This window comes from Streptomyces hoynatensis, assembly GCF_003626535.1.
Lineage (GTDB): Bacteria > Actinomycetota > Actinomycetes > Streptomycetales > Streptomycetaceae > Streptomyces > Streptomyces hoynatensis.
Map to the genome: position 1 here is coordinate 168867 of NZ_RBAL01000011.1, position 22972 is coordinate 191838.

The following is a 22972-nucleotide window of genomic DNA, read 5'->3' on the forward strand; positions in this document are numbered from 1 at the left end:
AAGGATGAATCAGCCGCCCGCGTGGTTCGACATCACGGCGTTGGACGCCAACAGGTCCCGCGAATTCTACGGGCAGCTCTTCGGCTGGGAGGTCAGGGTCGACGCGTCGATGGACTACGGCCTGACCCAGACGCCCGAAGGCGTTGCCGGGGGCATTGGCCAGGCGACGGAGGACGGTCCGCACCCCGCCGGGCTGGTGATGTATTTCCCGGTGGCCGACGTCGACGCGGCACTCGGACGCGCCGAAGCGCTTGGGGGCAGTTGCGCGGTGCCGCCCTGGGAGATTCCCGGCCTCGGGAAGATGGCCGTGTTCCGTGATCCCGACGGCAATCGCGTCGGCCTCTGGCAGCGCTGACTGCCCCACGTCCCTGTCCCTCCGCCCGGCGAAGCGGCGGACGAGGGCGCCGCGAACGACAGCGCCCCGCAACCCCGCACCCCGCACCGCGCCCCGCGCAGCGCGCCCCGCCCCGCCCCGCGGGGACATGCTCGCGCGCCGGGCGTGCACCGCCGCCGCTTCAGCCGATGCGCGCCCCCGCGCCGCTGACGCGGACGCGCGGGTCGCCCGCGCGCAGGGTCACCGTCAGCTCGCCGGGGCGGCCCAGGTCCTCGCCCTGGTGCAGGGTGAGGACGGCCTCCCCGGGGACCAGGCCGAGCTCGCGGGCGTACGCCCCGAACGCGGCGGCCGCGGCCCCGGTCGCCGGGTCCTCGACGACGCCGCCGACCGGGAAGGGGTCGCGGACGTGGAAGACGGTGGCCGACTCCCGCCAGACCAGCTGCACGGTGGTCAGGTCCAGGCGGTGCATCAGGGCTTCGAGGCGCGGGACGTCGTAGGCGAGGTCCGCCAGGCGAGCGCGGGTCGCCGCCGCGAGGACGAGGTGGCGGGCGCCGGCGAACGCGATGCGGGGCGGGAAGGCCGGGTCGAGATCGGCGGCCGGCCAGCCGAGCGCGGCAAGGGCCTCGGCGACGTCGGCCTCGGCGATCGCCTCGACGTACGGCTCCACGCTGGTGAGCGTGGCCCTGACCGTCCCGCCCTCCTCGGTGGTCTCCACCGGCACCGTGCCCGCGGGCGTCGCGAACACCAGCTCCCCGGTGCCCATCCGCTCGGCCAGCGCGACGGCGGTGGCGACGGTGGCGTGACCGCAGAACGGGACCTCGGCCTTGGGGCTGAAGTACCGGAGGCCGAACGCCCGTCCCTCCGGGCCGCCGAGGCCCTCGGGGGGCGCGGTCAGGAACGCGGTCTCCGAGTAGCCGAGGTCGGCGGCGATGGCCTGCATGTCGCCGTCGTCCAGGGCGGAGGCGTCCAGGACGACGCCGGCGGGGTTCCCCCCGTCGGGGTCGTTCGAGAAGGCGGTGTAGCGCAGCACCTCGGGCCGCGGCGCGTCGGTCGGCATGGTCGTGCAACGCGGGCGGCCCCGTGGGCCATTCCCGCACGCGGGAGGAGGCGGGCGCGCCCCCAGGAGGGCGTTCCGCCCGGCAACTCCGGGACCCGGGCGGTGGATGGACGGGTTCCCGCGGGACCATGGAAGTCCGGCCGGGAAGGAGCGCCACCGTGAGGATTGTCCGTGACCGCGTATACGGCGAGGTGGATCTCTCCGCGTCGGCAGCGGAGCTGAACCGCCTCGCGGGCGCGGTGGCCGGGGGCGAGGGGCTGCTCCGCTCCACGGCCGGACCGGGCGGTGAGCATCTGGCGGGCGTGGAGGTCACGAAGGGGGCGGGCCCCGGGGTCCGCATCCGCCTCGACGCCTCCCGGGGCATCCTCGTGATCAGCGGTGACGAGGCCGCCAGGGCGGTACTCGCGGACAACCTGCGCGCCATGGCCGCCGCGGGGGACGGCGGCCACCTGCACCTCGACCACTTCCCCGGCCACCCCTACCTCGCCGAGGGGTCCGTGCCGCTGGTGGTGAACAGCCCGCACGGGGGCATGCCCGCCCGGTGAGCGCCGGACGGGCCCTCCCACGGCCGTTCCCCCGCCGCCTCACGCCTGCGAGGCGCCGGTGCCTTCGCGCAGGGGCCGCCGGCCGGTGCGGGACGGCGTTGCCTCCGCGGCCTCGGTCAGCGGCTTGTCCGGGTAGGCGCGGAGCACGAGGGAGGTGGTGACGGGGCCGTACCTGGCGAGGGCGTCGACGACTTCCTCCAGTCGTCCGGCCTGGGGGCAGTGGACCTCGAAGATGAGGCAGTCCTCCCCGGTGACCCTGAGGGTGGAGGCGATCTCGGGCGTCCGGGAGGCGAAGTCCAGGGCGTGGGAGAGCCGGGCGTGCGTGGTGCGCAGCCGGATGACCGCGTGCAGGTTCAGGCCGAGGGCCGCCGGATCGACCACGGCCCGGTAGCCGGTGATGACGCCGCTCTTCTCCAGCCGCTGGATGCGCGCGCTGGCCGCGGGCTGCGAGAGCCCGACCCGGCGCCCCACCTCCGCGCCGCTCAGCCGGCCTTCGCTCTGGAGCAGGGCGAGGATGGCGCGGTCTATCCGGTCGAGTGATTCCATCGTCGTCCGCGCCCTTTCCCTTGTGCGAGTTCGCGATCCCTTGCGCTGTGCCCGAGTTGCCTGGAGACCGCTTGCGCCGCCGCCGGCCGCCCGGCGCCTCCCGCAGAATCTGCCTCGGGCGCCCCCGTGATCGTAGGGGCGGCGAGCGAAAGGGCGGTGGACGGTGACCGCGTACGTCGTCATCCCGGGCATCGACGGCTCGGACGAGCGGCACTGGCAGACCCGGTGGGAGCGGCAGTGGGGCAGCGCGGCGGTGCGGATCTCCCCCGCCTCCTGGTCCGCACCCGATCTGGAGGACTGGGTCGGCGCCGTCCACCGGGCCTACGAGGACGCTTCCCTGCGGGACGGCGAGGTGGTGCTGGTGGCCCACAGCCTGGGCTGCTGGGCCGCGGCCACCTGGCTGAACCGGAACCCGGCGCGCCCGGTCCGCGGCGCCTTCCTGGTCGCGCCGCCCGACCCGCAGGGGCCGGCGTTCCCACGCCGGGCGGCCGCCACGTTCACCGAGGTGCCGGCGCGACCGCTGCCGTGCCCGGCCCTGGTGGTGCACAGCGCCGACGACCCGTACTGCACCGCGGAGGCAGCCGCCGCCCTCGCCGCCCGGTGGGGGGCGCGCGTGCACCAGGCAGGCGCCTGCGGGCACCTCAACTCCGCCAGCGGCCTGGGCCGGTGGCGGCAGGGCAGGGAACTCCTCGACTCCCTCGGCGCGCGCCCAGCGGCCACCCCGTGACGCGGGCCCGCGGCGCGGCCCGGGTGGTACGGCCCCGGTGGCGCGGCCCGGGTGGTGCGGCCCGCCATCCCGCGCCGCCCCGCGGTCCTTCGCCTGCCGGGGAGCCGCGCAGTGCCACGGGACGCCACGCGGCGCCACGCGAGGACGCCGCGCGGTGCCACGAGGAGGCCGCGCCGCCGTCCGCCGAAGGCGCCCCGAGCCCCGAACCGGCCGCCGGGCCGGCTGTCTGTCTGCCGCCTGCCGCCTGCCGCGGAAGCGTTCAGGACGGCGTGGCGGCCCGCTCGGATGCGCTGCGCAGCACGCAGAACTCGTTGCCCTCCGGGTCGGCGAGGACCGCCCAGCCGGTGCCGTCCGGGTTGCGGTGGTCGGCGACGAAGGTGGCGCCGAGGCCGAGCAGCCGTTCCACCTCCTGCTCGCGCGTGGTCTCCGGGCGCAGACAGAGGTGCAGCCGGTTCTTGATCGTCTTGGGCTCCGGCACCTGATTGAAGAACAGCACCGGTCCCTCCGTCAGCATCACCTGCGCCTCCGGATCGCCCGGTTTGTCCTCCGGATGAAGCGGGCGGCCGGTCACCTTGCTCCAGAACCGGGCCAGCTCATAGGCATCCGCACAGTCGATCGCCACGTTCTGCACCACCGAGACCATGCGCGGAGCCTGCCCGATGCCCGCGCCGGACGCCACCGAATTCCGCTCGCCCCTCGCGGCTCCCCCGCGCTCAGCTCGCGGCGGTCTCCTCCCGCATCCAGGACAGGAAGGCCGGGGTGCCGTGCGTGACCGGAGTGGCGATGATCTCCGGCGTATCGTAGTCGTGCACGCTCCTGACCCGCGCCTCCAGTTCCGCGAACCGGTCGGCCGTCGTCTTGAACTGGACGCGCCATTCCTGGTCGTTCTGGAGGGCGCCCTCCCAGCGGTAGACGCTCGTGATGGGGCCCTCGACCTGCGCGCAGGCCGCCACCTTGGCCTCCACCGCACTGACGGCCAGCTCCTTGGCCTTCTCCGCGCTGCCGGTCGTAGTGAAAACGATCAGGTAGTCAGCCACGAACGTCTCTCCTTCGTATGCACCTGCCGGGAAGGTACCCCGCTCGCGAGGCCGGAGATCGCATAGCCACCATGTGGACAGGTGACCCCCGGCACAGCGGGCACCGCAGGGCATGCCGACACGGGCGCCGCCCGCGCTTATTGACATGTCCTCACCTGCCGGGATCGAATACGGCAGGGGTGGGAGCGCTCCCATCCCCGGGATCGTTCCCCGCCCGGCCGCACCCGCCGTCGGCGGCGCGCGCCGTGAGCGCCGGCGCGCGCCCGGGGGCGTGGGGCGCGCCAGGGGTGGTGCGGCATCAGCCGGGGGCGTGCGGAGTCGCGTCCGGTGGTGCGGCATCGCGCGCGGGGACCCGTCGTCGAACGCTACGGAGGCGAGGCAATGGCACAGCGAACAGCCCTGCGCGGGGTCCTGGCCGCTCTGGCGGCCGGGGCGCTCGCCCTGCTGGCCGGTCCCCCGGCCACCGCGGCGGCGCCCGGCACGCCGGCCGCCGAGGGCGCCGCGGCCCAACCGGCCGCCGCGGAGCCCGAGTCCGCCAGGTCCGCGTCCGCGGGGGCGGCGGCCGAGACGGAGGTGTACGAGGCGGAGGACGGCGCGTTGCAGGGCGTGACCGTCGGCAGCTCCGCCGCCGGCTACTCCGGCACCGGGTACGTGGAGGGCTTCGACGCCGCCGAGGACCAGGTGACGATCACCATCCCCGACAGCCCAGGCGGCCTGTACGACCTGACGCTCACCTACCGCGCCCCCTACGGCGAGAAGTACGCGCTGCTCCGGCTCAACGGCAGCGGCCACGGCGAGGTCAACCTCCCGGCCACGGACGCGTTCACCTCCGTCCCGGCGGGCAAGGTCCTCCTCCGGGAGGGCGAGAACACCCTCACGGTGGTCAACGACTGGGGCTGGTACGAGATCGACGCCATCGCCCTCACGCCCGTTCCGCCCCGGCCGCCCCACCGGCTGACCGGGGTGCCCGTGGACCCGGATGCGACGCCCGAGGCCAGGTCCCTGCTGAGCTACCTGTCCGGCACCTACGGCAACGCCATCCTCAGCGGCCAGCAGGACATGGCCTCCCTCGCCTGGGTCGAGGAGAACATCGGCCGCACCCCGGCCGTCGCGGGCCTGGACATGATGGACTACTCGCCCAGCCGCGTGGAGCGCGGAACCACCTCCCAGGAGGTGGAGAACGCCCTGGCCTGGGACGCGCGCGGCGGGATCACGACGTTCGTCTGGCACTGGAACGCGCCCACCGGCCTGATCGACGAGCCGGGCAAGGAGTGGTGGCGCGGCTTCTACACGGACGCCACGACCTTCGACCTGGCGGCGGCGCTGGCCGACCCCTCCTCGCAGGAGTACGCGCTGCTGCTGCGGGACATCGACGCCATCTCCGAGCAGCTGGGGCGCCTGCAGGACGCGGGCGTGCCCGTCCTGTGGCGGCCCCTGCACGAGGCGGAGGGCGGCTGGTTCTGGTGGGGCGCCAAGGGGCCGGGGCCGGCCAGGGAGCTCTACCGGCTGATGTACGACCGGATGGTCCACCACAACGGCCTGCACAACCTGATCTGGGTGTGGAACTCGGTGGACCCGGAGTGGTACCCGGGCGACGACGTGGTGGACGTCGTCAGCGCCGACTCCTACCCGCCCGCGGGCGACTACGGCCCGGTCAGCTCCACCTACGAGAACCTGGTCACCCTGGCCGGGGACACCAAGCCGGTGGCGCTGACCGAGGTGGGCGCGATCCCCGACCCGGACCTGCTTGAGGCGTACCAGGCGGACTGGAGCTGGTTCGTGACCTGGTCGGGCGACTTCATCTCGGACGGGGTCACCAACAGCCGCGAGCACCTGCTCGACGTCTACCGGCACCCGCGGGTGATCACCCTGGACGAGCTCGGCGACTTCAAGCACGCCGGCGGCTGCGTGGCCACCCACCGGGTCACGGCGAACTGGGGCACGGGCCACGTCGCCGAGATCACCGTCAGGAACACGGGCGACACCCCGCTGAGCGGCTGGCAGGTCGGCTGGCACCTGCCCTCGGGCCAGACGGTGGGCACCGTGTGGAACGCCACGGTGGACACCACCGCGGGCACGCTCCGGGCGCGCGCCACGCCGGGCAGCGCGACCCTCCAGCCGGGCGAGGAGACGACCTTCGGCTTCCTCGGCAACACCCACTGGCCCGAGGAGGTCACCCTGGCCCCCAGCTGCACCGGCTCCTGAGACCCCGCCCCCGGGTGCGCGGCGCCACCCCGGCCCGCCGCGCGCCGGGGGCGGTCACCGGCAGGATTGCACCCCGGCGGCAGCGCCGTTCCGCCTCCGGGGAGCGGAGGTCTCCCCGCGCGCCGGCGGCGGCCGGCCGCGCCTCCCCGCCCGCCCGCGCACGCCGGTGGCCGGTGTGCGCGGGGCGGTTGGGGGTGATCCGGGGGCGCGCGGGGCGGCTCAGGCGGCCTGGCCGTGCTGGAGCGCGGTGTAGAGGCCGCCGCGGGCCAGGAGTTCGGCGTGGGAGCCGACCTCGCGGATGGCGCCGCCGTCCATGACGACGATGCGGTCGGCGTTGCGGACGGTGGACAGCCGGTGTGCGACCACGAAGGTGGTGCGCCCGCGCACCAGCCGGGCCAGGGCCTGCTGCACGAGCGCCTCGGAACGGGTGTCGAGGGCCGAGGTCGCCTCGTCCAGGATCAGCACCTTGGGGTCGCGGATCAGGGCGCGCGCGATGGCCAGGCGCTGCTTCTGCCCGCCGGAGAGCCGGGCGCCGTGCTCGCCGACCAGGGAGTCGAGCCCGTCGGGCAGCCGCTCCACGAACTCCAGCGCGTTGGCGTCGCGCAGGGCGGCCCGCACCCGCTCGGTGTCGGCCTCGTCCATGCCGTAGGCGACGTTCTCCCTGATCGTGCCCTCGAAGAGGATGGACTCCTGCGGTACCACGGACAGGTGCCTGCGGAAGGAGCGCAGGTCGAGCTCTGCCATGTCCCGGCCGTCGAGGAGGAGTCGGCCGCCGGTGGGGCGGATGAAGCCGATGACGAGGTTCAGCACGGTGGACTTGCCCGCGCCTGAGGCGCCGACCAGGGCGATCGTCTCGCCGGGGGCGACGGACAGGTCGATCTCGCGCACGGCGGGTTCGGCGGCTCCTTCGTAGCGGAAGCTGACGCCGCGGAACTCCACGGCGCCGCGCACCTCGGCCACCTCGGCCTTGCCCGCGTTGTCCTCCACCTCGGGCGTCTGCAGCACCTCGCCGATGGAGCGCACGGACTCCAGGCCCTTGGTGATCACCGGGGCGAGGCCGAGCAGGGTGGTGGTCGAGTTGGTGAGGGTGGTGAGGAAGGCGCTGAGCATCACCACGTCTCCCGGCGTGATCGCCCAGACGCCGTAGTAGGCGATCAGCGCGGCGGCCGTGAGGAAGGTCACGCCGAGGATGTTCAGAAACACCCAGGCCAGCGACGCGAATCGGCCGTTCATCAGGTCGAGGCGGAGGCCGGAGTTCAGCACCTGCCGCAGGGAGTCGTTCATCCGGTTGAGGGCCTTGCCCTCCAGGGCGTGGGCCCGGGTGACCGAGATCAGGCGGGTCATCTCGAAGACGCGCGAGGACATGTGCTCGACGTCCTGCCTGAAGTGCTCGTTGTGGGTGCGCAACTGCGTGCGCAGCCGCATCACCAGCACGGCCGCCGCGGGGACGACCACGAGGAAGACCGGCAGGAACTGCGGGGTGCGGACCGCGATGATGGCCAGGCCGCCGCACAGGACCGTGACCGCGCCGAGGCCGATGTCCGAACTCTGCTGCACCATCTGCTCGATGGCCTCGACGTCGCGGACGACCTTGGCCTGCAGGATGCCCGCGCTGACCCGGGAGTGGTAGCCGATGGACAGCTGCTGCATGCGGGTGCACAGGGCGGACCGTATGCCCGTCGCCACCCGCCGCACGCTCCCGTACAGGAGCCGGACGTAGAGGAGGTGCAGGGGGTAGTTGATGACGAGGATGAACAGGACGACGCCGACGCTGCTCCACAGCCGGGTGATCTCCAGGTGCTGCACGACCGTGTCGACGACGGACGCGGTCACCAGCGGGAGGAGCCAGATCGGGCTGTGCTTGACCGCGAAGACCAGCAGGGCGGCGGAAATCCGCCGGCGGTCTCCGCGGAAGAGGTAGGCGAGGGTCCGCAGGGGGTGTTCCCCTCGGTACTGGTGGTCCAGCGGTCCCTCCGACCGTGCCATGGCTCGTTTCCTTTCCGCGAGGCGAGCTCGGCAAGCGCTTACTATATGCGCGGCCCGCACGGGCTCCCCGCCCGGGCGACGGCCGCGGGCGCCGGTCCGCCAGGAACCACCCCGCGGGCCCGCGCGCGCCCGGCCGCGCGGCCGGAAGCCTCGTCGCTCACGGCCCGCAACGGGCGGGCGCCGCGGGGACCTTACCCACCTCGCGCCCGCCGCCATCCCGGAACGGGGGGCGAACGGGGCGCGAACGGGGCCGCGCCCGGAACGCCGCGGGAATTCCCCCGGTGGCCGGGTCCGGGGCCGCCGGCCTCACTCGGGGGGCGCCGGTCCGGGGCCGCCGGTCCGGGGCCGCCGGTCCGCTTTCCGTAACGAGGACGCCTCCACCGGCGAGGGCAAGCGGAACGGCGACTGCCGCGGCGCCCGGCGCGAGCGGAGCCGCGGCAAGACCCGCCCCACCGATCGCGATCACCGCTCCCGCCCCGGGGCTCTACTCTGCGGCCCGCCCCGGCCGCCCCTCCGGCAGGCCCGCCCCCTCCAGGCAACCGAGCCCGTCCGCGATGGCCCGCGACGCGGAGTTGAGCACGGACATCGCCTTGTCGGGGTCCAGCTCGGCCGGCGCAATCAGCCCGGCGCGCACGAGTCTCCCCTGCTCCGCTCCCGCGACCTCGCACGGGAAGTACACGAACGCGCCACTCGTCAGGGCGTACGCGTACTCCCCGGCCGAGTACGTGAGCACGCCGGGCGAATCGTCGATGATGTGCGCATCGTCCGCGACCCAGCCGAAGACGATTCGGGCGAACTCTTCGTAGGCACCCGTCGTGATTTCGCAGAATCGCTCTTCGGGGGAATCCGACTCTCGCAGTCTCTCGACGTACTCCGCGAGGTCGACCGCGCTGTCGCCACCCTCTCCAAAACGGTCCACACCCGCCATGGCCTCCAAGTCGCGGCTGGCCGGGCCGGTGATGCTGCCGGAACAGACGCTCGCTGCATCGAAAGCCAGGTCGGACATGGAGGGTGAAGGCGTGGCGCCGACCTCGGGATCGTCCGACGAGCATGCCGTGCCGGCAACCAGAAGGGAAAAACACAGGCAAAACATCTGCAAGCCCGCGGAAGCGCGTCTTCCAGGCGTACGCCCGCAAACCACGCATTGCATTCCATTTCCTTCCCCGCGCATAAGCCCTCTCCAAGGCCGTTTCCCATCGACTGACGCCCTCTCACGGGCCCTTGAGGACCCAGCAACCGGGCATGGGTGGCCGTCATCTCGCCGATGAGCTTCGTGCTCGTGTGGAAAACTTCGTCGGCCGTGGCCCGGCCCTCACTCCGGCGCCCGCCCCGGCCGCCCCTCCGGCAGGCCCGCCCCCTCCAGGCAACCGAGCCCGTCCGCGATGGCCCGCGACGCGGAGTTGAGCACGGACATCGCCTTGTCGGGGTCTTCGAGGCCATACGGCATCCCGAGCCGGGCCCGGAGCAGCCCCGGCGCGGTCCTGTCGGGGATGTCGCAGGGAAAGTAGATGAGAGCGCCCCTGTCCAGCGCATAGGCGTAGGAACCCGACGAGTAGACAAGGACGTCCTGGGCGGCGTCGTCAAAGTCTCCGTCCCGCTCGTCCCATCCGAATGCGAGCCTCATGAATGGGGAAGCGGTGTCCATGCCGATCGTGCAGTACTCCTGCTCGCGCGAGTTCGTGCTCCTCAACCTCACCAGGTACTGCGCAAGGTCAACGCTCGCGTTGCCCTCTCCGTCCATTTCTCCGAACCGGTCCCTCTCGGCCAGCGCGTCAAGGTCGCCCGCAGCAGCGCCGGACAGGACACCATCGCACACCTCGGAGGCGGCCAGCGGAAATTCAGCGCCCGAAGACTCGTCCCCCTCGTCGCCGTCGTCCGACGAACAGGCGCCAAGAAGCAGAGCCGCCAGTGCGGCCGATGCCATCGTCTTGAGGCGCAAGAAGCGCGCACCATTGCGCATCGCGGTATCCATGCAGCGAATTCCAGTCCCCCCAGGGACGTACGCCCCCTCCAACGTGCTTTCTGCCCGGTCAACCACCTCATCGCCCACTCTGGCATCCGCGCCTTCCAGGTAGGCATCCATCAGACTCGTGATTTGGAGGTCTCCCGTGTTGAACAAGTCGTCGGCGCTTGCTCCCTGAGCCTGCGGACCTGGGTGTCCCAGTCCTCGGCGGCCAGGTCGAGGTGGCCGAGCTGTGCCTCGTAGACGTCGGTGAAACGCAGCGCCCGGCTCATCCGGCCTCCCTCACAGCGCCGTGATGTGCGGGTTGTGTGCGACGGGCGGTGCGGCTTGGCGCAGGGCGGCGGCCGTCTCCTGCTCGCCGGCGGCGTGCGCCCTGGTGGTGTCGCGCCGGTGGGCGGCGATGCGGCGGCAGGCGTCGCGCAGGGACTCGGTCTGGGAGCGCCAGCGGTCGGTGAGCTCCACCAGGGCGCTGCCCGTGTCGAAGCCCGGGGTGCGCAGCAGCACGCCGGCGACGCGGGTCTGGGTCTCGGCGGCGCGGCCGTGCTGGTCGAGGAGGCCGGCCAGCGAGCCGGCCTCGCGCTCGATGCGGCCCAGCTCCTCCTCGTGGATCTCCAGGTCGGCCCCGTCGCCCGGCGCGGGGGCGCTGTCGAGCCGGGTGCGCGCCGCCTGTTCGCGGGCCCGCGCCTGGATCTGGGCCCATTCCTCGTCGAACGTCGCCATGTCCCTTTGTCCCTTCCCCCCTTGCGACGCGGGCGCCCTCCGTGAGCGCGCGTGCCTCATCGTAACCGGACGGTCCGTCAGGACTTCTGGGGAGCCTGCCGCCTGGGCGGGCGGGTGGGAGGGGCGTGCGGGGGGCGCGAGGGGCGGGGCGTGGGGTGACGGCGGAGCGCCCGAATGCCCCGTGGGCGGGGCCGCAGCGGCAGCCCCTTGACGAATCACGAAACATTGCCGGAACATCTGTAAACGATTCCAGCTGCTGGAAACGTTTACAAGACACGGATATCAAGGACAGAAGAGGGCAATGGGGATGCCGAACGGTGGGCAACCGACCATCGTGTCGATAGCGCGGCGCGCGGGCGTCTCCATCGCGTCCGTCTCCCGGGTGCTCAACGGCCAGGGGGCGCGCCGGGACACCACGGAGCGGGTCAGGCGGGCCGCCGCCGAGCTGGGCTACGTGCCCAACGCCGTGGCCCGCTCGCTGAAGGGGGGCAGGACGAGGCAGCTGACCTTCGCCATGCCCGACATCGGCAACCCGGTGTACGTCGCGATGGTCAGGGCCATCCAGTCCGTCGCCAAGGCGGCCGGCTACCGGCTGCTGCTGCACTCGACGGACGCGGTGGCCGAGGACGAGCTCGCCGTGCTGCGCAGCCTGGGCGACCGGACCAGCGACGGCCTGATCCTGTGCCCGATCCGCATCACGCCCGAGCACATCGAGGCGCTGGGCGCCGCGGCGGGCCCCGTGGTGGTGATCGGCTCGCTGCCCCCGGGAGTGCCGGTGGACAGCGTCCGCGCCGACTCGGTCGCGGGGGCGGCGATGGCCGTGCGGCACCTGTACGCGACGGGCCGGCGCAGGATCGCCTTCATCAACGGCCCCTCCGACACCGTCCCCGGCAGCAGCCGCGACGCGGGCTACCGCAAGGCGCTCGCGCACTGCGGGCTCCCGCAGGAGCCGGGCCTGGTCGTGCACACCGACTTCGGCATCGAGTCGGGCGCCGCGGCGGCCGAGCGGCTGCTGGCCGGGCCGGCCGAGCCGCCCGACGCCTTCTTCTGCGCCAACGACCAGCTCGCGCTCGGCGCCGCCCACGCGGTGCTCGCCAGGGGCCTGCGCATACCCGAGGACCTCGCGGTCGCGGGGATGGACGACAGCGCCCTGGCCCGGGCCGGCTGGCCGCCGCTGACCAGCGTCGACCTCGGCTCCTCCGAGCGCGGGCGGCGCGCCGCCGAGCTGTTGCTCGACCGTCTGAGACGCCCGGGGGACGGCGGCGCCGTCGTCTCGCCGGCCACCACCACCGTCCCTCCCCGCCTCGTCGTGCGCGGCTCGACCGCACCGGCGACCGACCAGAAGACCGCGAGGTACGCATGAGTCTGACCGCCCCCCGGGCCGAGGAAGCCCCGGGCAGCCGTGGCGTTCCGCCCCCGAGGACCACGCGCCAGCGCAAGCGCGCGCTCGGCCTCGACCAGGGCGCCTGGTTCCTGCTGCTGCCCGCCCTCATCCCGATCCTGGTGCTGAGCGTCGGGCCGCTGCTCTACGGGATGTCGCTGGCGTTCACCGACTCGCAGGCGGGCCGCACCTCGCCCACCGAGTTCGTGGGCCTGGCCAACCTGAGCGACCTGCGGCTCGACTCGCTGTTCTGGGAGTCCTTCCGGATCGGCCTGGTGTGGGCGTTCTTCGTCACGGCCCTGCAGTTCCTGCTGTCCATGGGCCTGGCGCTGCTGCTGAACCAGAATCTGCGCTTCCGGTGGCTGGCGAGGACGCTGGCGATCATTCCCTGGGCGATGCCCGAGGTGGTCGTGGGCGTCATGTGGCGCCTCGTGTACCACCAGGACGCCGGCATCCTCAACAAGACTCTCACCCAGCTGCACCTGATCGACCACCACGTGGACTGGCTGACCGACCTGTCCCTGGCGCTGCCCGCGGTGATCGTGGTCGGCGTCTGGGCGGGGATGCCGCAGACGACGGTGGTGCTCCTGGCCGGGCTGCAGAACGTGCCGCACGAGCTGCGGGAGGCCGCGCAGATCGACGGGGCCGGGGTGTGGCGGCGGTTCGCCACCGTGACCTGGCCCGCGCTGCGGCCGGTGGTCATGGCCATCACCGCCCTGAACTTCATATGGAACTTCAATTCCTTCGGCCTGGTGTACGTCCTCACCCAGGGCGGCCCCGGCGGCAAGACCCGGCTGCCGAGCCTCTTCGCCTACGAGGAGGCGTTCAAGTACGGGCAGTTCGGCTACGCGGCGGCGATGGGCCTGGTGATGGTCGCGGTCGTCGCGGTGCTGCTCGCCCTGTTCCTGCGCAGGACCCTGAGGGAGGATGCCCAGTGAGTGCCGTGAAGCCCGCCCCCAGGGCCGTGACCCCCTCGCGGCGGCGTGCCGCCCGCGCGGCCGGCCGCACCGGCCAGTACCTGGCCCTCGCCGCCTACCTGATCTTCCTCGGCTTCCCGCTGCTGTGGCTGGTCTCGGTGTCCTTCAAGTCGCCGCAGGAGCTCGGCTCGATCGACCCGACCTGGCTGCCGCGGCATCCGAGCCTGGACAACTACCGCAAGGCGTTCGACACCCAGCCGCTGCTGCGCGCGGCCCTCAACAGCCTGCTGGTCGCCGGCTGCGCCTCGGTGATCGCGGTGGCGATAGCCGTGCCGGCCGCCTACGTGATGGTGCGCTACCGCACCCGGGTCAGCCAGGCGGGGACGGTGTGGATTCTGATCAGCCAGATGTTCCCCTTCGTGCTGATCGTCATCCCGCTGTTCCTGGTGCTGAAGAACCTCCACCTGATCAACTCGCTGACCGGGCTGATCGTCGTCTACGTGGTGTGGAACCTGCCCTTCTCGCTGTGGATGCTCCAGGGCTACGTCAAGGCGGTGCCCAGGTCGCTCGAGGAGGCCGCCGCGGTGGACGGCGCCGGCCGGCTGCGCGTCCTGACCGGCGTCGTGCTGCCGCTGCTGACGCCCGGCCTGGTGGCGACGCTGATGTTCTCCTTCGTCACCGCCTGGAACGAGTTCTTTTTCGCCCTGGTCCTGCTCAAGACCCCGGAGAAGCAGACGATGTCCGTGATCCTCACCCACTTCACCGGCGCCGAGGGCGCCGTGGACCTGGGCCCCCTGGCCGCGGCGGCCGTGTGCGCCACCCTGCCCACCCTGCTGTTCTTCGCGCTGCTCCAGCGGCGGCTCGTGGGCGGCATGCTCGCCGGGGCGGTGAAGGGCTGATGCGCGCCGGATTCCCCCGCGGGCCGCGCCGGGCCCTGGCCCTGGCCGCCGCCCTGCTGTGCCTGGGCCCGCTGGCCGGCTGCGGCTCCGGCAGCGACGACGGCGTCGTCCACCTGGACTACCTGAGCCTGGCCTGGCAGCAGGAGTCCGTCGAGGCGAACAAGGCGCTGGTCGAGGAGTGGAACGAGACCCACCCCGACGTGCAGGTCCGCTACGTGCAGGGCTCCTGGGACGACGTGCACGACCAGCTGCTGACCTCGTTCATGGGCGGCGAGGCGCCCGACATCATCCACGACGACGCCTCCGACCTGACCGACTTCGCCAATGGCGGCTACCTCGCCGACCTCACCGGCTACCTGCCCGGCGGGCTGCGCTCCGACATCCCGCAGGAGTCCTGGGACACCACGACCTACGACGGCGGCATCTACGGCGTGCCCTTCCTCGTCGAGCCGCGCGTGCTCATCGCCAACACCCGGCTGCTCCAGGAGTCGGGCGTGCGCATCCCCACCACGGAACACCCCTGGACCTGGGAGGAGTTCGAGGAGGTGAGCCGCACCCTGACCCGGGACACGGACGGGGACGGGGAGCGGGACACCTACGGCGTCGCCTGGTCCATGAAGGAGCCGGTCACCCAGTCGGTCAACCTCTCGCTCTCCACCGGCGGGCGGCTCTTCTACCGGGAGGGCGACGAGGACGTCATCCGCTACGGGGCGGCCGACGCGAGCGTCGCGGAGCTCATCAACCGGCAGGTGAACGTGGACCACACGGCGCCGGACAGCAGCCTGGGCATGTCGGGCTCCGACACCCTGCCCGGCTTCTTCGCCGGCCGCTACGCGCTGCTGCCGCTGAACTTCTCCTACCGGCAGCAGGTGCAGCAGCAGGCCCCCGACGGCTTCGAGTGGAGCGTGCTGCCGATGCCGACCGGGGGCGGGGAGTACGGGCTGGCGCAGGGCGTCGCCCCGCAGACCCTCTCGGTGGCCGAGGACAGCGACCACAAGCAGGCCGCCGTCGACTTCATCGCCTTCCTCACCCGCGCCGACCACGTCGTGGACCTGGCGCGCGGCGACTGGATGCTGCCCACCAGCACCACGGCCCTGGCGGACCCCGCGCTGAACACCGGCGAGTACGGCTGGCGCACCGGGGTGGAGATAGCCGCCCAGCTGCGCCCCTCCCCCGTCCTCGGGGTGCGCGGCTACCCGGAGTGGAAGGACAAGGTCGCCACGCCCGCCTTCCAGGAGTACTACGCAGGGGAGTTCGGCGTCGACGAGTTGCGCGACCGGCTCGCCGGGGACGGAAACCGGATCCTCGACAGATACCAGCGCTGAGGCGGGCCCCGTCCCGCGGCGGCCCCAGGAAACCCCCACCAGCTCACAGATGGGCACGGAAAGAGCAGCATGAGTGTCAGCCTCCCCTCCGGCACCGGCCAGGCGCCCGCCCGGCGCGACGCGGAAGGCCCCGACCGTCCGCGCCGGCTCAGCACGGTGCCGCACCGCCCGCCGCCGGCGCCGATCGTCCCCCGGGACCGCGCCCGCGGCGCGATGCTCGGCCTCGCCGTGGGCGACGCGCTCGGCGCCCCGGCGGAGAACATGAAGCCCTCGCAGATCAGGGAGCGCTGGGGCCGCATCGTCGGCTTCGTCTCCGAGGACCCGGCGGGCACCGACGACACGGAGTACGCGCTGTTCTCGGCGCTGCTGCTGGCCGAGCACGGCTCGGGTCTCACCGTCGCCCACGTCGAGTCGGCCTGGCACGAGTGGATCGCCGACCGGGACGAGGGCCCGTTCCGCGGGGCGGGGTTCAGCGAGCGCGGCACGCTGGAGAACCTCCGCCGCGGGCTGGCCGCGCCGATCTCGGCGCAGCACCGGCACGCCTGGAGCGACGGGCTGGCGATGCGGGCGGCGCCCTTCGGGGTGTACGCCGCGGGCCGGCCGGCCGAGGCGGCGCGCCTGGTGTCCATCGACGGCACGGTCTCGCACGACGGCGAGGGCATCTACGGCGGGCGCGCGGTGGCCGCGGGGGTGGCGGCGGCGATGGTCGGGCACAACCCCGACGCGGTGGTGCAGGCCGCGCTGTCCGTGGTGCCCGAGGACTCCTGGACGGCGCGTTCGCTGCACCGGGCGGTGGCCGCGGCCCGGCGGGCGCGGCGCGACCCGCAGGCCACCCAGCTGTCCATCGAACGGGCCGTCAGGTCGGCGACCGTCATCGGCGGCTACCCGTGGACCGACCTGGCGCCTGAGGCGGTGGGCCTGGCGTTCGGGGCGTTCACGGCCGTGCGCGGGGAGTTCGCCGAGGCCGTGCCGATGGCGGTGAACATGGGCCGGGACGCCGACACCACGGCCGCGGTGGCGGGGGCGCTGTCCGGCGCGCTGCGCGGCGAGGGCGCCATCCCCGCCGACTGGGCGAAGGCCATCGGCCCGGCGCGGGGAAGTTGCCTGCCCTCGATGGCGGGGTGGCATGTGCTGGACGTGGCCGACCGGCTGGTGGCCGCCGCGCGTCACGAGGAGGCGGTCCCGTGAGGGCGCACGGGGCGGACGCGGGTTCCGCGGCCGGGCGGGCCGCGCGGCCCGCCGCGCCCCCCGCATCCGCCGCCCCCGACTGCCCCGCGGCGCGCCCGCGCCGCCTGACCGCGTACCGAAGGACCCGCACCATGACGCCCCCCACCGCCCCAGAGCCCGTCCCGGCCGGGGCCGCACTCGCGCAAGGCCCCCGGCGCATCGAGGGGCTGCTGCTCGGGCTGGCGGCCGGCGACGCCGCCGGCTGGCCCGCCGGGCGGCACCGGGCCGCCCGGCTGCCCGACTGGACCCGGCGGCTGACCCGGGAACTCGACACCTTCGCCGAGCAGAACGCCACCACCACGCTGCCGGTGCCGATCGCGCTGAACCAGCCCTCGGAGCCGCTGCGCCTCGGCCCCTCGGACGACGCCGAGTGGGCGGCGTTCACGGCGCTGGCCGTCCTGTCGGCCACCGCCTCCGGCGGCACCGACCTGCCGGCCGGGCAGCGGGTGCGTTCGGCGCTCTCCCTGTCGTGGAACGCGCTGGCCGACGAGGTCGCCGCGGCGGCCGACCGGGCCGACGAGATCGAGTCGGCGCAGATCCCGCTGCGGGCGCGGATCTCCGTGCGGGCCGGCCTGGGCAACCTGGCCGCGGGACTGCGCCCGCCCGCCACCGGCCACGACAACCCGCACTACTTCGACGACGCGGCCTGCGTGCGGGCGGCCGTGCTGGCCGTCGTCCACCCGGGCGAGCCGGAACTGGCCGCGGATCTGGCCGAGTTCGACGCCAGGTACACCCAGGACGGCGACGGGGTGCACGGGGCGCGGGCGATGGCGGCGGCGGTGGCCGCGGCCCTCGGCGGCGCGCCGATCGACGCCTGCGTGGACGCCGCGCTGCGGCAGCTTCCGGAGAACACCGAGATCCGCCGCAACGCCCTGCACGCCGTGGATCTTGGCAGGGCGGCGGCAGCGGCCAGGCCGGGCCTGCCCGGCAACGCCTTCGCCCTGGTCCCCGTGCTCGAACACGAGATCGTCGACCACGTCTACAGCTACGGCATCGCGGCGGCCGAGACCCTGCCGGTGGCGCTCGCGGTGGCCACCGCCGCGGCGGGCTCGGTCACCGAGGCCGTGCCGAGCGCGGCCTGCCTGTCGCGGGTCGCCGACTCGGCGCCCGCGCTGGCGGGCGCCCTCACCGGCGTGGTCGGGGGCGCCGAGTCGCTGCCGGCCACCTGGCGCAGCGCCTGCCGCTCGCTGGCGGGCTGCGCGCTGCCGCAGCTCGCGGGCACCGACCTGGTCGAGATCGCGGAACAGCTCGCCCACAACCCCCTCACCGCCGCCCAGGAAGGACCTCTCGCATGAGCACCACCACCGCCGCCCCGTCCGTACTCGCCCCCACGCTGGAGGACCGCTGCGCCGGCGCCCTGGTGGGCGCGGCGGTCGGGGACGCGCTCGGCGGCCCGGTCGAGGGCTGGGCCCCCGAGGCCATCGTGGAACGCCACGGCGGCCGGGTCCGCGGCATCGTCGAGCCGTTCCACAAGGACAAGTGGCGCACCGCCAGGCCGATCGCGCCCTACCACAAGGGCGACGGGCACGTCACCGACGACACCCTGATGACGCACGCCCTGGTCCGGGTCTACGAGAAGGTGCGCGACCACCTGGACGCGTACGCCGTCGCCGACCACCTGGTGCCCGACCTGATCACCACCCCGCGCTGGGTGCCGGAACTCGGCGCCGAGGTGCTGCCGTTGCAGCGGATCTTCCTGGCCGAGAAGTGGATCGTGGCCCGCATCCACTACGGCCACGTCGACCCGCGCGAGGCGGGCGTGGGCAACATCGTGAACTGCGGGGCCGCGATGTACATGGCGCCGGTCGGCCTGGTCAACGCGGGCAATCCGCGCGGCGCCTACGCCGAGGCGCTGGATGTGGCGGGCGCCCACCAGTCCTCCTACGGCCGGGAGGCGGCCGGGGTGTTCGCGGCGGCGGTGGCCGCGGCCTGCGCGCCGGGCGCCACGCCCGAGTCCGTCGTCGAGGAGGCGCTCGGCCTGGCGAAGGACGGGACCAGGGCCGCCATCGAGGCGGTGTGCGAAACGGCCGCCCGCTTCGAGGACTTCGAGGAGGCGCTGGCGCCGCTGCGGGCCGCGGTCGCCCCCTTCGACACGGTGGGCCCCGACTACCGCAACCCCTCGCTCGGGGCGCGCCGCCCCTCCCGGCTGCACGCCATCGAGGAGCTGCCGATCGCGCTGGGGATGCTGCTCGTGGGGCGCGGCGACTACCGGCACACGGTGCTGGGCGCGGTCAACTACGGCCGGGACTGCGACTCGATCGCCACGATGAGCGGCGCCATCGTGGGGGCGCTCGGCGGGGCGGGCGTGGTGCCCGCGGAGTGGAGCGAGGAGGTCGCCAGGGCCAGCCGCCTGGACCTGCTGGCCCCCGCCGCGGCCCTGTCCGCGGTGGCGCGGGAGGTGTTCGCCCGGGACGTGGAGCGGCGCCGGGCGCACGAGGCCGCCTTCGGCGCGCTCGCCGGGGAGTGAGGCGCGTGACGGCATCGGCACCGACACCGGCATCGGCACCTGCATCGGGCGCCGGGGCGGGCGCGCTGCGCCTGACCTGGGTGCAGCCGGAGGACCTGGTGGGGCACGAGCTGCGGCAGGCGGCCCAGGACGGGCGGGACGCCGCCGGGGTGGAGCGCCGCTGGCGGGAGGCCGGCGGGCACCCGGCGCCCGACCGCGCCGGCGCCTCGCCCGCCGTGGCGACGCCTGAGCTGCGCCGGCTCGCCACCCGGCTCCTCGACGAACTCGCCGCGCTGGACTCGCCGTTGGCGGGGCGGGAGCCCACCGGGCTGGCCGCGGTGAAGGCCGCGTGCCCCGACTGGCCCGCGCCCGGCGGGCCCGGCGTGCCGCGGGACGCCGCGCTGCTGCGGCGGCTGCACGCCGCCTGGCTGGGGCGGGCCGCGGGCTGCGTGCTCGGCAAGCCGGTGGAGAAGCTGCCGCTCGACGGCATCCGTGCCCTGGCCCGCGCCACCGGGAACTGGCCGCTCGACGGCTGGTTCACCGCGGTGGGGCTGCCGCCCGAGACGGCCGCGGCCCACCCGTGGAACCGCCGCTCCGCGGCCACCTCGCTGGCCGAGAACATCGACGGGGCCCCCGAGGACGACGACCTCAACTACCCGCTGCTCGGGCTGCTGTTGCTGCAGCGGTACGGGCCCGGGTTCACGACCGCCGACGTGGCCTCGCTGTGGCTTGACGAGCTGCCGGCCGGCCGGACGTTCACCGCGGAGCGGGTCGCCTACCGCAACCTCCTGGCCGGCGTCGAGCCGCCGGAGACGGCCCGTTTCCGCAACCCGTTCCGGGAGTGGATCGGGGCGCTGATCCGGGCCGACGTCTTCGGCTGGATTCGGCCGGGCGACCCGGCCGCCGCGGCGGAGCTGGCCCACCGGGACGCGGTGCTCACGCACACGGCCAACGGCGTGTACGGCGCGATGTTCGCGGCGGCGGCGATCGCCGCGGCGGCCGGGGGCGGCGTGGACGTGCACGGCTGCCTGCGGGCGGGGCTGGCCGTGGTGCCGCCCGGCTCCCGGCTGGCCGCGGCGGTCAGGTTCGGCATCGAGGCGGCGCGCGCGGCCGGGCCGGGGGCGGCCGCCTTCGAGGCCGTCGTGGACCGGCTGCACGCGCGGTTCGCCGGGCACCACTGGGTGCACGTGCTGCCCAACGCGGCGCTGCTCGCCGCCGCGCTGACCCACGCGGACGGCGACTTCACCGCCTCGATCTGCCGGGTGGTCTCCGGCGGCTGGGACACCGACTCGAACGGGGCGACGGCCGGCTCCCTTGCCGGGCTGCTCGCCGGCTCGCCCGAGGCGATCCCCGCCCGGTGGACCGCCCCGCTGAAGAACCGCCTGTCGACCACGGTCGCGGGCTTCGACGGCGTCGGCTTCGACCGCCTCGCCACCCTCACCCTGGAGGCCGCCCGATGAGCAGCAGCGCACCGGCCATCGCCGTGCTCGGCTCGACCAACATGGACCTGGTCGCCTACGTGCCGGCCGCGCCGCGCCGCGGGGAGACCGTCACCGGCAGGGAGTTCCGCACGGTGCCCGGCGGCAAGGGCACCAACCAGGCGATCGCCGCGGCCAGGGCGGGCGGCTCGGTCACGATGATCGGCGCGGTCGGCGAGGACGAGTTCGGGCCCAGGCTGCGGGCCGCGCTGGCCGGCTCGGGCGTGGACACGGCCGGGCTGCGCACGGTGCCGGGACCGAGCGGCACCGCGCACATCGTGGTGGACGACGAGGGCGGCAACGCGATCGTCGTGGTCCCCGGCGCCAACGGCACGGTGACCGGCCTTGCCCCCGGGGACGAGGAGCGCATCGCCGCGGCCGGGGCGCTGCTGCTGCAGCTGGAGCTGCCGATGGCCGGCGTCGTCGCCGGGGCGCGGGCCGCCAGGTCCCGCGGCGTGCCCACGGTGCTCACCCCGGCGCCCGCGCGGGAGCTGCCGGGGGAACTCCTCTCCCACGTCGACCTGCTGGTGCCCAACGAGCACGAGGCCGCCGCCCTCACCGGCCACCGGGACGCGCGCCCGGCCGCCGAGGCGCTGCTGGAGCGGGTGCCCGAGGTCGTGATCACCCTGGGCGAGGCGGGCTGCCTGTACGCGGCGCGCGGCGCGCGGCCCCTGACCGTGCCGGCGCGGCGGGTGCGGGCGGTGGACACCACGGCCGCCGGGGACACCTTCGTGGGGGCGCTCGCGGTGGCGCGCGGGGAGGGCCGCGCGATGCCGGAGGCGCTGGCCTGGGCGGCGGCGGCCGCCGCCCTGTCCGTGCAGCGCCCGGGCGCCTCCTCCTCCATGCCACGGCGCGAGGAGATCGACGCCGTGTTCGTCAAGGACCTCCAGGAAGCACGATGAACGAAGACACAGGGGCCACCGGGGCCGAGGAGACCCACGGGGCCGACGCGGCGAACGAGACCAACGGGACCGGGCCGCGGCCCCGGCCGGGGCAGGGGCCGCTGGCGGGGCTGCGGGTCATCGACCTGGCGACGCTGTTCGCCGGGCCGCTGGCCGCCACGATGCTCGGCGACTTCGGCGCCGAGGTGATCAAGGTGGAGCACCCGGGGAAGCCGGACCCCTCCCGCGGCCACGGCCCCGCCAAGGACGGGGTGGGCCTGTGGTGGAAGCTGCTCGGCCGCAACAAGCGGACGGTCACGATCGACCTGTCGCGGCCCGCGGGGCGGGATGTCCTGCTGCGGCTGGCCGCCGAAGCCGACGTCGTGATCGAGAACTTCAGGCCGGGCACGCTGGAGCGCTGGGGCCTGGGCTTCGAGGAGCTTTCCGCCGTCAATCCGCGGCTCGTGCTGGCCCGGGTCACCGGCTTCGGCCAGTTCGGGCCCTACGCCCGCAGGCCCGGGTTCGGGACGCTCGCCGAGGCGATGAGCGGCTTCGCGGCGATCACCGGGGAGCCGGACGGGCCGCCGACGCTGCCGCCCTTCGGGCTGGCCGACTCCATCGCGGCCCTGTCCACGGCCTACGCCGTGATGACCGCGCTCGCCGGGCGGGAGGCCACCGGCCGCGGGCAGGTGGTGGACATGGCGATCATCGAGCCGATGCTGACGGTGCTCGGCCCGCACCCGCTGTGGTACGACCAGCTGGGCTACGTGCAGCAGCGCACCGGGAACCGTTCCTCGAACAACGCGCCGCGCAACACCTACCGGACCGCCGACGGGAAGTGGGTGGCGGTGTCGACCTCGGCGCAGTCCGTCGCCGAGCGCGTGATGCGCCTGGTGGGGCGCCCCGAGGTGATCGGCGAGGAGTGGTTCGCCACGGGCGCGGGCCGGGCGGCGCACGCGGACGAGCTGGACGAGGCCGTCGGCTCGTGGATCGCGGCGCACCCGCGGGACGAGGTGGTGTCGGCCTTCGAGAAGGCGGAGGCGGCGATCGCCCCGGTCTACGACGTCAGGGACGTGCTGGCGGACGAGCAGTACCGGGCGCTCGGCTCGATCACCGAGGTCGAGGACGAGGAACTCGGCACGCTGCGCATGCAGAACGTCCTCTTCCGCCTGTCGGACACCCCGGGGGCGATCAGGTGGGCGGGGCGCCCGCACGGCGCGGACACCGACGCGGTCCTCGGGGGGCTCGGCATGTCGGAGGCGGAGATCGCCGCGCTGCGGGCGGAGGGCGTGCTGTGA

23 protein-coding genes are annotated in these 22972 nt (G+C 74.3%); 14 read left to right on the top strand and 9 right to left on the bottom strand.

The genetic code is table 11. The features are described from left to right. The first annotated feature begins 4 nt into the window (after positions 1–4). A complete protein-coding gene (locus tag D7294_RS19695) occupies positions 5–355 on the top strand; it encodes a VOC family protein (RefSeq protein WP_120681560.1) in 351 nt (116 codons plus the stop codon). Between the two features lie 160 nt (positions 356–515). Here the strand turns inward: D7294_RS19695 and D7294_RS19700 are convergent, their stop codons facing one another. After that, complete coding sequence (locus tag D7294_RS19700; protein ID WP_120681562.1) at positions 516–1391, bottom strand: PhzF family phenazine biosynthesis isomerase; 876 nt, start codon at positions 1389–1391, stop codon at positions 516–518. A 158-nt stretch (positions 1392–1549) separates the two neighbouring features. Here D7294_RS19700 and D7294_RS19705 point away from each other — a divergent pair, with 158 nt between their 5' ends. Then, a complete protein-coding gene (locus D7294_RS19705; protein ID WP_206619530.1) occupies positions 1550–1936 on the top strand; it encodes an Imm32 family immunity protein in 387 nt (128 codons plus the stop codon). Between the two features lie 39 nt (positions 1937–1975). On the opposite strand, the gene D7294_RS19710 is transcribed toward D7294_RS19705, so the two are convergent. Further along, positions 1976–2482 carry an Lrp/AsnC family transcriptional regulator gene (locus D7294_RS19710; protein WP_120681566.1) on the bottom strand — a complete coding sequence of 169 codons (507 nt, stop codon included), beginning with the start codon at positions 2480–2482 and terminating at the stop codon, positions 1976–1978. Positions 2483–2645: 163 nt separating this feature from the next. Here D7294_RS19710 and D7294_RS19715 point away from each other — a divergent pair, with 163 nt between their 5' ends. Next, entirely contained in the window at positions 2646–3209 is a 564-nt protein-coding gene (locus D7294_RS19715; RefSeq protein WP_120681568.1) for an RBBP9/YdeN family alpha/beta hydrolase, read from the top strand. 259 nt (positions 3210–3468) lie between these two features. On the opposite strand, the gene D7294_RS19720 is transcribed toward D7294_RS19715, so the two are convergent. Then, on the bottom strand, positions 3469–3852 hold the full coding sequence (locus tag D7294_RS19720; protein ID WP_120681646.1) for a VOC family protein: 384 nt from the start codon (positions 3850–3852) through the stop codon (positions 3469–3471). Between the two features lie 70 nt (positions 3853–3922). Beyond that, entirely contained in the window at positions 3923–4246 is a 324-nt protein-coding gene (gene cutA / locus D7294_RS19725; protein WP_241562494.1) for a divalent-cation tolerance protein CutA, read from the bottom strand. A gap of 381 nt (positions 4247–4627) precedes the next feature. Between cutA and D7294_RS19730 the strand changes: the two genes are divergently transcribed. Continuing rightward, positions 4628–6451, top strand: coding sequence for a glycosyl hydrolase (locus D7294_RS19730; RefSeq protein ID WP_158674658.1), 1824 nt, complete (start codon positions 4628–4630; stop codon positions 6449–6451). 219 nt (positions 6452–6670) lie between these two features. On the opposite strand, the gene D7294_RS19735 is transcribed toward D7294_RS19730, so the two are convergent. The 5 genes from D7294_RS19735 to D7294_RS19750 all read right to left on the bottom strand — a co-directional run bounded on the left by D7294_RS19735 (position 6671) and on the right by D7294_RS19750 (position 11120). Then, positions 6671–8437 (bottom strand): ABC transporter ATP-binding protein, encoded by a 1767-nt coding sequence (locus D7294_RS19735; protein WP_120681572.1) that lies wholly within the window; start codon positions 8435–8437, stop codon positions 6671–6673. A 484-nt stretch (positions 8438–8921) separates the two neighbouring features. Further along, positions 8922–9443: a hypothetical protein gene (locus D7294_RS19740; RefSeq protein ID WP_147450871.1), complete on the bottom strand. Its 522-nt coding sequence runs from the start codon at positions 9441–9443 to the stop codon at positions 8922–8924. A 306-nt stretch (positions 9444–9749) separates the two neighbouring features. Then, on the bottom strand, positions 9750–10409 hold the full coding sequence (locus D7294_RS19745; protein ID WP_147450872.1) for a hypothetical protein: 660 nt from the start codon (positions 10407–10409) through the stop codon (positions 9750–9752). Positions 10410–10519: 110 nt separating this feature from the next. Then, the gene (locus tag D7294_RS32010; RefSeq protein WP_158674659.1) at positions 10520–10672 is read right to left on the bottom strand and encodes a hypothetical protein; all 153 of its coding nucleotides are present in this window, start codon (positions 10670–10672) and stop codon (positions 10520–10522) included. A gap of 10 nt (positions 10673–10682) precedes the next feature. Beyond that, entirely contained in the window at positions 10683–11120 is a 438-nt protein-coding gene (locus tag D7294_RS19750) for a hypothetical protein (RefSeq protein WP_120681578.1), read from the bottom strand. Positions 11121–11421: 301 nt separating this feature from the next. Between D7294_RS19750 and D7294_RS19755 the strand changes: the two genes are divergently transcribed. The 10 genes from D7294_RS19755 to D7294_RS19800 all read left to right on the top strand — a co-directional run bounded on the left by D7294_RS19755 (position 11422) and on the right by D7294_RS19800 (position 22972). Further along, positions 11422–12483, top strand: a complete 1062-nt coding sequence (locus tag D7294_RS19755) for a LacI family DNA-binding transcriptional regulator (RefSeq protein WP_241562495.1) — start codon at positions 11422–11424, stop codon at positions 12481–12483. Further along, positions 12480–13439 (top strand): carbohydrate ABC transporter permease, encoded by a 960-nt coding sequence (locus tag D7294_RS19760; protein WP_120681580.1) that lies wholly within the window; start codon positions 12480–12482, stop codon positions 13437–13439. Before D7294_RS19755 ends, D7294_RS19760 begins: the two co-directional genes overlap by 4 nt. A 5-nt stretch (positions 13440–13444) precedes the next feature. After that, positions 13445–14317 (top strand): carbohydrate ABC transporter permease, encoded by an 873-nt coding sequence (locus tag D7294_RS19765; RefSeq protein ID WP_241562503.1) that lies wholly within the window; start codon positions 13445–13447, stop codon positions 14315–14317. Next, positions 14317–15642: an ABC transporter substrate-binding protein gene (locus D7294_RS19770; protein ID WP_120681582.1), complete on the top strand. Its 1326-nt coding sequence runs from the start codon at positions 14317–14319 to the stop codon at positions 15640–15642. The genes D7294_RS19765 and D7294_RS19770 overlap by 1 nt, the downstream gene beginning before the upstream one ends. 69 nt (positions 15643–15711) lie before the next feature. Next, positions 15712–16830: an ADP-ribosylglycohydrolase family protein gene (locus tag D7294_RS19775; RefSeq protein ID WP_120681584.1), complete on the top strand. Its 1119-nt coding sequence runs from the start codon at positions 15712–15714 to the stop codon at positions 16828–16830. Then, positions 16827–18164, top strand: a complete 1338-nt coding sequence (locus D7294_RS19780; protein ID WP_479681732.1) for an ADP-ribosylglycohydrolase family protein — start codon at positions 16827–16829, stop codon at positions 18162–18164. Before D7294_RS19775 ends, D7294_RS19780 begins: the two co-directional genes overlap by 4 nt. Next, on the top strand, positions 18161–19336 hold the full coding sequence (locus tag D7294_RS19785) for an ADP-ribosylglycohydrolase family protein (protein ID WP_120681586.1): 1176 nt from the start codon (positions 18161–18163) through the stop codon (positions 19334–19336). The genes D7294_RS19780 and D7294_RS19785 overlap by 4 nt, the downstream gene beginning before the upstream one ends. A gap of 5 nt (positions 19337–19341) precedes the next feature. Continuing rightward, the gene (locus D7294_RS19790) at positions 19342–20775 is read left to right on the top strand and encodes an ADP-ribosylglycohydrolase family protein (RefSeq protein WP_241562496.1); all 1434 of its coding nucleotides are present in this window, start codon (positions 19342–19344) and stop codon (positions 20773–20775) included. Further along, positions 20772–21695, top strand: coding sequence for a ribokinase (rbsK, locus tag D7294_RS19795; protein ID WP_120681588.1), 924 nt, complete (start codon positions 20772–20774; stop codon positions 21693–21695). Before D7294_RS19790 ends, rbsK begins: the two co-directional genes overlap by 4 nt. Beyond that, on the top strand, positions 21692–22972 hold the full coding sequence (locus D7294_RS19800; RefSeq protein ID WP_120681590.1) for a CaiB/BaiF CoA transferase family protein: 1281 nt from the start codon (positions 21692–21694) through the stop codon (positions 22970–22972). Before rbsK ends, D7294_RS19800 begins: the two co-directional genes overlap by 4 nt.

What these genes read in the sequence shown, in the direction of transcription:
- D7294_RS19695 (WP_120681560.1), top strand. Translation starts at nt 5, where the DNA reads ATGAATCAGCCGCCCGCGTGGTTCGACATCACGGCGTTGGACGCCAAC.
- D7294_RS19700 (WP_120681562.1), bottom strand. Translation starts at nt 1,391, where the DNA reads ATGCCGACCGACGCGCCGCGGCCCGAGGTGCTGCGCTACACCGCCTTC.
- D7294_RS19710 (WP_120681566.1), bottom strand. Translation starts at nt 2,482, where the DNA reads ATGGAATCACTCGACCGGATAGACCGCGCCATCCTCGCCCTGCTCCAG.
- D7294_RS19720 (WP_120681646.1), bottom strand. Translation starts at nt 3,852, where the DNA reads ATGGTCTCGGTGGTGCAGAACGTGGCGATCGACTGTGCGGATGCCTAT.
- D7294_RS19730 (WP_158674658.1), top strand. Translation starts at nt 4,628, where the DNA reads ATGGCACAGCGAACAGCCCTGCGCGGGGTCCTGGCCGCTCTGGCGGCC.
- D7294_RS19735 (WP_120681572.1), bottom strand. Translation starts at nt 8,437, where the DNA reads ATGGCACGGTCGGAGGGACCGCTGGACCACCAGTACCGAGGGGAACAC.
- D7294_RS19740 (WP_147450871.1), bottom strand. Translation starts at nt 9,443, where the DNA reads ATGTCCGACCTGGCTTTCGATGCAGCGAGCGTCTGTTCCGGCAGCATC.
- D7294_RS19745 (WP_147450872.1), bottom strand. Translation starts at nt 10,409, where the DNA reads ATGGATACCGCGATGCGCAATGGTGCGCGCTTCTTGCGCCTCAAGACG.
- D7294_RS32010 (WP_158674659.1), bottom strand. Translation starts at nt 10,672, where the DNA reads ATGAGCCGGGCGCTGCGTTTCACCGACGTCTACGAGGCACAGCTCGGC.
- D7294_RS19750 (WP_120681578.1), bottom strand. Translation starts at nt 11,120, where the DNA reads ATGGCGACGTTCGACGAGGAATGGGCCCAGATCCAGGCGCGGGCCCGC.
- D7294_RS19755 (WP_241562495.1), top strand. Translation starts at nt 11,422, where the DNA reads ATGGGGATGCCGAACGGTGGGCAACCGACCATCGTGTCGATAGCGCGG.
- D7294_RS19760 (WP_120681580.1), top strand. Translation starts at nt 12,480, where the DNA reads ATGAGTCTGACCGCCCCCCGGGCCGAGGAAGCCCCGGGCAGCCGTGGC.
- D7294_RS19770 (WP_120681582.1), top strand. Translation starts at nt 14,317, where the DNA reads ATGCGCGCCGGATTCCCCCGCGGGCCGCGCCGGGCCCTGGCCCTGGCC.
- D7294_RS19775 (WP_120681584.1), top strand. Translation starts at nt 15,712, where the DNA reads ATGAGTGTCAGCCTCCCCTCCGGCACCGGCCAGGCGCCCGCCCGGCGC.
- D7294_RS19785 (WP_120681586.1), top strand. Translation starts at nt 18,161, where the DNA reads ATGAGCACCACCACCGCCGCCCCGTCCGTACTCGCCCCCACGCTGGAG.
- rbsK (WP_120681588.1), top strand. Translation starts at nt 20,772, where the DNA reads ATGAGCAGCAGCGCACCGGCCATCGCCGTGCTCGGCTCGACCAACATG.
- D7294_RS19800 (WP_120681590.1), top strand. Translation starts at nt 21,692, where the DNA reads ATGAACGAAGACACAGGGGCCACCGGGGCCGAGGAGACCCACGGGGCC.